The sequence below is a fragment of the Brachybacterium tyrofermentans genome, assembly GCF_039526165.1.
GTDB classification, from domain to species: Bacteria; Actinomycetota; Actinomycetes; order Actinomycetales; family Dermabacteraceae; genus Brachybacterium; species Brachybacterium tyrofermentans.
Genome location: NZ_BAAAIR010000094.1, coordinates 1 through 7995 on the forward strand (window position 1 = coordinate 1; position 7995 = coordinate 7995).

8 protein-coding genes are annotated in these 7995 nt (G+C 65.9%); 2 read left to right on the plus strand and 6 right to left on the minus strand.

The window, feature by feature from the left end:
* Positions 1-51: 51 nt before the first annotated feature.
* The 6 genes from ABD093_RS18495 to ABD093_RS18520 all read right to left on the minus strand — a co-directional run bounded on the left by ABD093_RS18495 (position 52) and on the right by ABD093_RS18520 (position 6324).
* Positions 52-870, minus strand: a complete 819-nt coding sequence (locus tag ABD093_RS18495) for an AAA family ATPase (protein ID WP_037161208.1) — start codon at positions 868-870, stop codon at positions 52-54.
* Positions 867-2264: a Mu transposase C-terminal domain-containing protein gene (locus tag ABD093_RS18500; RefSeq protein WP_343926370.1), complete on the minus strand. Its 1398-nt coding sequence runs from the start codon at positions 2262-2264 to the stop codon at positions 867-869. Before ABD093_RS18500 ends, ABD093_RS18495 begins: the two co-directional genes overlap by 4 nt.
* 7 nt (positions 2265-2271) lie before the next feature.
* Positions 2272-2868 (minus strand): recombinase family protein, encoded by a 597-nt coding sequence (locus ABD093_RS18505; protein WP_010534181.1) that lies wholly within the window; start codon positions 2866-2868, stop codon positions 2272-2274.
* A gap of 242 nt (positions 2869-3110) precedes the next feature.
* On the minus strand, positions 3111-4496 hold the full coding sequence (locus tag ABD093_RS18510; protein ID WP_343926372.1) for a Dyp-type peroxidase: 1386 nt from the start codon (positions 4494-4496) through the stop codon (positions 3111-3113).
* A 1-nt stretch (position 4497) separates the two neighbouring features.
* Positions 4498-5193, minus strand: a complete 696-nt coding sequence (locus tag ABD093_RS18515; protein WP_343926374.1) for a hypothetical protein — start codon at positions 5191-5193, stop codon at positions 4498-4500.
* 42 nt (positions 5194-5235) lie between these two features.
* Entirely contained in the window at positions 5236-6324 is a 1089-nt protein-coding gene (locus tag ABD093_RS18520) for a catalase family protein (protein WP_343926376.1), read from the minus strand.
* A 562-nt stretch (positions 6325-6886) separates the two neighbouring features.
* On the opposite strand from ABD093_RS18520, the gene cmtR reads away from it, so the two are divergent.
* Both cmtR and ABD093_RS18530 read left to right on the plus strand, forming a co-directional pair.
* A complete protein-coding gene (gene cmtR, locus ABD093_RS18525) occupies positions 6887-7246 on the plus strand; it encodes a Cd(II)/Pb(II)-sensing metalloregulatory transcriptional regulator CmtR (RefSeq protein ID WP_084449591.1) in 360 nt (119 codons plus the stop codon).
* A complete protein-coding gene (locus ABD093_RS18530; protein WP_016997609.1) occupies positions 7243-7845 on the plus strand; it encodes a cadmium resistance transporter in 603 nt (200 codons plus the stop codon). The genes cmtR and ABD093_RS18530 overlap by 4 nt, the downstream gene beginning before the upstream one ends.
* Positions 7846-7995: the final 150 nt, after the last annotated feature.

Sequence of the window (7995 nt, forward strand, 5' to 3'; positions counted from 1 at the left end):
TGTGACTTCGTCTGCTGAATGGCGGGGTTCTTCGGTCGCTTCGTGGCGGGGTCAGGTGACACCGATGACCAGGGTGCTCTGTGCGGCTTCGATGACGTCGTTGGTGATGGTGTCGAGTTCGTTGATCTTCAGGACCCGCTGGATCTGGGGGAAGAGGCGTTCGAGGAGCCGGAAGTTGCCGCGGGTGATCCGTGCGATGGCTGCGATGGCTTGGGCGTCGGTGAAGTCGTCGGGGTCGAGGGTCTTGCCGAGGGATCGCCAGTGTCGCTCGAGGACGAACAGCAGTTCGTCTTGTCCCAGGGGCCGGTACTGGTGGGCGAAGCCGACTCGGCTGTAGAACTGGGGGTAGTGGCTGAACTGCTTCTCCAGGCCGGGCATGCCGATCAGGATCAGGGCGATGTCGTCGCGGTCGTAGCGATCGCGCAGCAGTTCCAGCGCGGCGGGACGCAGTCGTTCGGCCTCGTCGACGATGATCAGCTCCACGTAGTTCCTGCCGTGTCGCCATCCCCAGGCCTCGGGAGTGGCCGTGCCGGGAGGTACGAGGTGCTGCTCGATGCACATGTTGGTGCGGGTGATGGCTTGGGTCAGCTCGTCCTTCAGGGTCCGCGGGGTGGTCAGCACGCTGGGGGTGTAGAGCACGGTGCGGCTCCGGTTCAAGGCGGCGTAGATCTTGGCGTCGTTGTCGGAGCGCGGCCCCCAGTAGGTCAGCAGGTCATGAGCCTTCTCGTAGTGTGCGTAGCGGCGTGCGGAGAGTGTCTTTCCTACGCCGGCTGATCCGAAGCACAAACCGATGGTGTGCCCGCGGCGCACGGCGTCGGCGAACTCGGTGAAGCGGCGGTGCTCCTTGGTGACGATGAAGCGCTGGCTCACCTGAGGTCCTCCTTGTAGATCTTCAACGCCGACCTCGGCGCCGGAGTCGGTGCTTCGGTGATCCGTGGTGTCTCGGTAGGTGCGGCCACGAGGGCGATGCGTTCGTTGATGCCGGCTCGCAGCGCCCGGCGGCGGGCGTTGCGCGCGGCCTGGATCTCCTTGAGGCTGACCTTCTGGTCGTGGTGCTCTTGGTTGACGGCCTTGCAGACGAATTCGTCGTGATCGAAGACGCGGATCTCGGTGATGTCGCGGGGGTCGTAGCGGATCACGACCGAGCGTCCGACGTAGCCGGCCAGAGTTGGGGAGACGTAGCGCAGGCCCTGGAAGCGGATGCCATCGCGGCGCACGACGCGGGTCTTGGCGACGGTTAACAGCAGTCCGTCGAGGTCTTCCAGGCTCTCGGGCATTCGGGGCAGCCAGCCATCGGCGGTCCACGCGCTGCGCGGGGAGGTTCCGAGCTCGCTGTGCGTGCGGTCGTTGTAGGTGGCCACGAACGCCTCCAGGGCGCTATCGAGTTCGGCCAGGGACAGTTTCGGTGTCGGCCAGGGGTGCCCTTCGGTGATGTGTCCGGGCAGGGTGGCGAGTAGCTCGGTGTTGATGGTGCCGAAGAACCGCTCGATCTTGCCCCGTCCCTGGGGTCGGGCGACGGTGGAGTGGATCAGTCGGATGTGGAGGTCGACGGCGGTGTGGGCGAGCTGGTCACTGGTGAAGTCGCTGCCGTGGTCGACGTAGAGCACGTCGGGCAGGCCGCACATCGGCCAGGCCGGGTCGGTCTTGTGCCAGATCGCTTGGCGCAGCGCCAGGGCGGTGTTCATCGCCGACGGTGCGCCCAGGAAGGCTGTGTAGCCGCAGACCGACCGGGAGCAGTCGTCGAGGATCGTTGTCAGCCATGGCCGTGCGGGCTTGCCGTCGGTGCCCACCACCAGGATGTCGAGCATGGTGTGATCGGATTGCCACATCGTGTTGGGCAGCTCTGCTTGCCGGCGGAGCACCAGCTCGTGCTTGTCGCGGTAGGACGCTGCGCCCTCCAGGGCGAGGGTGACCATGCCGGGATCCAGGGTCCGCACGATGTCCCACACCACCGAGTAGGAGGGGACCGGCCATCTCCGGGCGGCGCAGATGCCGGTGACTTTGCGGTGGATGGTGGCGATGGCCGGCCGCGGCTTGCTCAGTGCCAGGCCCTCGATCAGGTGGACGAGGTCGGGCGGAAGGCGGCGGGAGCCGGTGTCCGCTCGCGAGGCTGTCTCCAGTCCGGCGTAGCCGTCGGCGCGGTAGCGGGCGTGCCAGCGCTCCAGGGTCCGCAGCCCTACATCGGTCTCGCGAGCTAAGCGCGCGAGGGGCACCTGGTCCTCGACGTGGAGCCTGAGGATTCGCCACCGCGCTCGAGCGTCCACGACGCACCTACTGCAAGGCGTTCTCGCGCCCGCGCTCGGCGCGCTGAAGGGCGCGGTAGACCGTGGAGCGGCCCACGCTGAACAGCTCGGCCAGCTCGCCCACGGTGTGCTCGTCGGCGGCATGTAGCTGGACGAGGTGAGCTTCTTGCCGGGGGGTGAGTTTCGGTGACTTCCCGCGCAGCCGGCCCTTGGCCTTGGCGACCTTCATCCCCTCGCGGGTGCGGGCACGGATGAGGTCGGCTTCGAATTCGGCGACCATCGCCAGCACGTTGAACAACAGTTTCCCCATCGGGTCGGTCGGGTCGTACACCGATCCGGCGATGCTCAGCTTCACTTCCCGCGCCGCGAGGTCGTCGGCGATCTGGTGGGCATCACGGACCGAACGCGCCAGCCGATCGAGCTTGGTGACCACGAATGTATCGCCGTCCCGACACGCTGCCAGCGCCTGCCGCAGGCCCTCACGGTCGGCGTTGCGGCCCGTGAGCCCGTGATCGACGTAGATGCGCTTGGGATCGACGCCGAACGCCGCGAGTCCGTCACGCTGCGCGGTCAGGTCCTGCTCGTCGGTGGAGACTCGGGCATAGCCGACCTTCAAGGGGGACATGCTCCCCAGTGTGTCATATAGCCTCCCTTCACCGGACAGTTCACCGGACGGGTCTTACGGGACAGCCCGCCAGGCGTGCCGTCGTTCCTCTCGATAAGTAGCGGTGGTGTCCGGTGAGGGTTCCGCTACTGGGACGGCGTCCCGGCACAGGTTGTGTTAGTCGAAGCGACACGGTGTGGCGGTCAAACTCATGCATCGGGACCGCACCTCGTGCTCCAAATCTCGGTGGCCACCGTGCTTGGTCAGGAGACCCACCCCTGGGCGCCGATCCAGTGCAGGGCGCTAACGGACGGCATGAACAGGTACTCGCCGCCGGCCATTCGGTTGAACGTCGTGATGCCGTTGATCCGCGTACGGGCTGGTTCCGCGGGGATAGTGAACCGACCGTCGGTCTCGTCGTCATCGTGGTTACCCACGATCGGGTCGCGCTCGGGGCCGAGGTCGACGAAGTTGCCTCCGTTAATCCACTCCTGCTGCATGAACTCGATCGTGTCGAAGGCCCTGGCGCTGATGAAGACGAAGTAGATCCCGCGGTCTTCCTTGGCGTCGTCGGCGACGGTCACCTCTGGTGACCAGGAGGGTCCGTACGTCGAGGAACGGCGGATGATGCGCTTGATGTTGACGTCGGTCATGATCGTCAGATCGCTGTCCCGCGGGTTCAGGCGGCGCATGTGGCTCGAGTGGGGACACATCATCCCCTTGGGGTCATCCTTGAAGGAGAAGTCGTTGCGGCGGGCCGGGTCGTTGCCGAGGTCCTCGTCATCGTGGTCCGGCGACAAGACGAGCGGCGCCCCGCTTCGCCAGCGGCCGAACATCTTGGCAGCAACTTCGTGCTGGGCGTCCGGGTCTGTGGTCTGGGAGGCGAGGTAGTCGTTGAACGCGCCGACGCGGCTAGCGAACTTGCGAAAGACGACATACGTCCCGTTGCGGCCCAACTCGGCCGGCTCGGGTATCCCGAGCGGAGACCCGGTCTCGCTGTTCTCTCCGAGGATGAACTCCCCGGCCGCGATGGTGCGCTCCTGGCCGGGCTGCGGGATCACCCCGCTGCCGGCGATCGTGGGCTGCGAGATGCTGTCGCGGAACCCGAACGGGTTCTTGTTCTGCTCGTCGACACCGAACGGGTGCGTCGCGAGGAGGGTGACGCCGCTGGAGCGCTCCAGGACATCCTTCGCGGTGGTCAGGGCTGTGTCCAGCGCGGCCTGGTTCGCTGCATAGATCGTCAGGGCGATGTGGCAGGTGCCCGGGGTGAGTGCCTCGTCCCAGTGTTCGGGGGCGTTGAGACCGTTGTCGACGAGTTGTAGCGCGCGTGCGGCCATGCCTTGCTGGAAGGGCAACGGGAAGCTCTTCAGCGACGCTTCCGGCACGCCGAGGGCCTTCAGGCCCTCGTGGCTGACGGCTACCCCGGTCCACGCCTCGAGGTCCTCGGCCCAGTCCTTCGCCGACTGGACATGGTCGGCGAGCCGGGCGACAAAGTCCCGCCCGCCGACCGCGTCGTCCACGTGCAGCATCGCGTGTGCCCCGACGTACGGCTCCGGCCGTGATCGCAGGATGACGCCCTGGATGTCGTCGAGGTCCAGCGTGACGTGCTCGCGCTTGAAGCGCGCTCTCAGTTCGCTCAGCCGCCCCATGTCAGTAGTCCACCCCTTCGGGCGCGGAGATCGCATCGGTCAGCTTCTTCAGTGCCCCGGTCGTCTCGTCGTCGAGGTCGCGGCGTCCGGACATCGAGTCGAGGAAGTCGTTCAGGGCGTGCTCGGTGCGCTGCATGCGGCGCACGTCAACAACGGTCACGGCCGGGTTGGCGACGAACCAGCCCGCCGCAGTGATCTGCCGCCCAGCGATGAAGTCCTTGACGTCCGGACTGTCAATCCCAGGCCACCCCTCAAGGTTCTGGAACAGCAGGTCCATCAGCCCCGGGATCTTGGTCGCGAAGTCGTTGATGTAGGCGTCCCAGTCGCCGTCGTAGGCGGTCGCGAACAGGATCCGGGTGTTGTCGTCGAAGAAGACAAAACGCATGTCGTGCAAGGTCGAAACACGCTGGGCGCCGTCCATGTTGCCCTTGGTCAGCGACAGGATGCGCTGCAGCCGCTCGGCGCCACCAGGCTTGAGCCGGCCCATTGCGGTCAACTCGGACACCTTGCCCGAGCGCAAGCCGACCCGGCCAGCGGAGTCCGCCGTGCCGGCGAGGTCAGGATTGTGCTTGCGGATCATCGCCTCGAGGGCGATCTTCGCCAGCTCCGGGGCGTCGTGTGCGACCTCGTCGACGGCACGCTTGATCTCATCGAGGCGGCTGTCGTCCTGCAGTCGTGGGTCTGGTCGGTTCGTCATGTCGTGCTCCTCCTTGTGTCACGGATCTTCTGATGGGGTCGGTCAGTTAGGGATGTCGTCCAGGCTGTCGGGCTCGGCCTGCTCGCGTGCGTTGTAGTCGTGCCGGTACGCGGTGGATCGTTCGTAGGCGCGCTTGCGGATGCGCATGATCGAGCCCAGCGGCTGGTGGGCCTCGACCCCGTTCCACGGGTTGAACGTGAGCACGTCGTCTCCATAGGTGCGGCGTGCCGGGCTGTACGCGTCCTGCGCTTCGATCCGCAGCGTTGCGACCGGCCGGTGCGGTGAGGCGTCTTCCTTCCACAGGACCGCCGCGTCCTCGACCGGCATCGCCTCGGCGTCGGTGCACAACTGCGCGCGCATCTCATACTCGGCACCCTCCGTGCCGAAGAAGCCGCCCAACAGGTCCCGGATCGCGGAGAAGTCATCGACCTTCATCGTGCTCCCAGTCAGCGCGCGGACATTCGCTGACTTCGGAGCTACGGACAGCTTCGCGACGTACTCCCCATAGCGCAGCGCGCCCTGCGTGAAGTATGTCTCGCCCAGCACGTGGTTGCTGTCACGGCCGAGCCCTTCCACGATCGCGCTCGGTGTGCGCCCGGTTGCCTCGACCGCTCCGCGGACGACGCGCATAGCTCCGGTTGTCAGGCGCTGCAGCACCTCCGGTGAGTGCGAGTTCTTCTCCAGCAGCCCGAGCAGCTCCTTGTACTTCGCGATCGTGCCAAACGCCAGCGTCGGGAAGTTGACCATCAGGAAGTCCTGGTTGTGGCCGCCGAGGTGCGGCAGCAACCGCTCACCCTCAACGCCGATGACCTTGATCGCGTAGCCGCGCGGTGCCGGGGTGCGGTCGGTGTGGATATCGCCGGGGGCCGATGACAGGCGCACCACCGCGTCGTAGCTGCGGGGCTCGGCGAAGATGCCCTGAGCAAGCTCGGGCGCCAAGCCGTCATGGACGATCAGAGTGGCCTTGAGGATCGCGTGGCTCTTGGCGTGCGCATCACGGTGCGCGTGACGGTGCTTGCCAGCGGCCTCCTGTTGCGAAGCGGCCATCGTGGCAAGGATCTCGCGAGTCAGATCCTCTTCATGGTCGACCGTTTGCTCCATGTCGGGGGTGAACTTCACTTCAGGTGTCATGGATCTGGGCACCTCTCCGAGTGGGGCTTCCCACTAGATCACGGAAGAAACATCTCCCACAACCCCCTCCATCTGTATCGCAATGACTGCTGGCTGCGCTCTCCTGCTCACCGACTCGACAGGATTCGCCTGCCTGGAGGACGAGGAGCAAGGCGAGCCGCGCTGAGCGTGATCAACGCCCGGTCAACGCACGCAGCCGGTAGCCGATCGGCTTGCGGAATACTGTCCCGGCAGCCATCGCTCTGGACCCGCGGGGCCGCCACCGAGCGTCGGAAGAACCCCGCCATTTTTTACCTGTGTCCGAAGTCCTCATCACTCGGGTGCGCAACTCAATCCCACGGTACTGGAGCGAGTGTCGCGTATCCGATGGGATGCAAGACGAAGGGAGCTCTGGAGCACGACATCGAGCGATCACAGAACACCGCCACCTAGCGCCAAACTCCACAGCCGTCGTTCCTCTCGATAAGTAGCGGTGGTGTCCGGTGAGGGTTCCCCTTACGGGCATGCGATCTGGGCTGACGCCTGTGACCGAGTGTTCAGTGTGCGCTGTATAGTTCAGTCCATGCTGATTATTGCTTCGCGTCTCGACGTGATGAACCGCCTGGGTCGTGCACTGGCCGACCCCACTCGATCCCGGATCATCTTGACCCTGCTCGACCATCCCGCTTACCCGGCGGAACTGGCCCGAGATCTGGACCTGACACGCCCGAACGTGTCCAACCACCTGGCATGCCTGCGCGATTGCGGGATCGTCGTCTCCGAGCCCGAGGGTCGTCGGACACGATATGAGATCGCCGATTCGCACCTGGCGCAGGCGCTGACGGCACTGGTCGATGCCACCCTGGCAGTGGACGAAGACGCCCCGTGCATCGATCCCGCCTGCTCGCTTCCAGGATGCGACGCAGCTGGGGAGGGCGCATGATCCTCACCTCGGTCTTGCAGGCGATGGGCCTGTTCGCAGCGACCAACATCGACGACATCATCGTGCTCTCCCTCTTCTTCGCGCGAGGGGCAGGCCAGCGCGGCACTACCGCCCGCATTCTGGCCGGCCAGTACCTCGGATTCGCCGGCATCCTCGGTGCCGCGGTCCTGGTGACCATCGGTGCCGGAGCATTCCTGCCCTCGGCAGCCATCCCGTACTTCGGTCTCATCCCTCTGGGCCTCGGCCTCTGGGCCGCATGGCAGGCCTGGCGCGGAGACGATGACGACGATGACGACGAGGCCAAGGTTGCCGGCAAGAAGGTCGGCGTGTGGACAGTCGCAGGCGTCACCCTCGCCAACGGCGGCGACAACATCGGCGTCTACACCCCGGTCTTCCTCAGCGTGGAACCTCTCGCAGTAGTCGCCTACTGCATCGTCTTCCTCGCGCTCGTCGCGGTCCTGGTGGCCCTGGCAAAGTTCGTCGCCACCCGCCCCCCGATCGCCGAAGTGCTCGAACGCTGGGAGCACATCCTCTTCCCCATCGTTCTCATCGGCCTCGGCATCGTGATCCTCGTCAGCGGCGGAGCCTTCGGACTCTAACGTAGCGGCAGCGATCCAAACGGCCCCGACCGGGCGCACCCCTCTCGGTTCAGACCGCGACACCTACCTGCAGCCAGTCCTGCGTGATCGCGGCAACAAGACCGCCACGGAGCGCTGCAAAAACCCCGCCACCAAGCGAACGAAGTCACA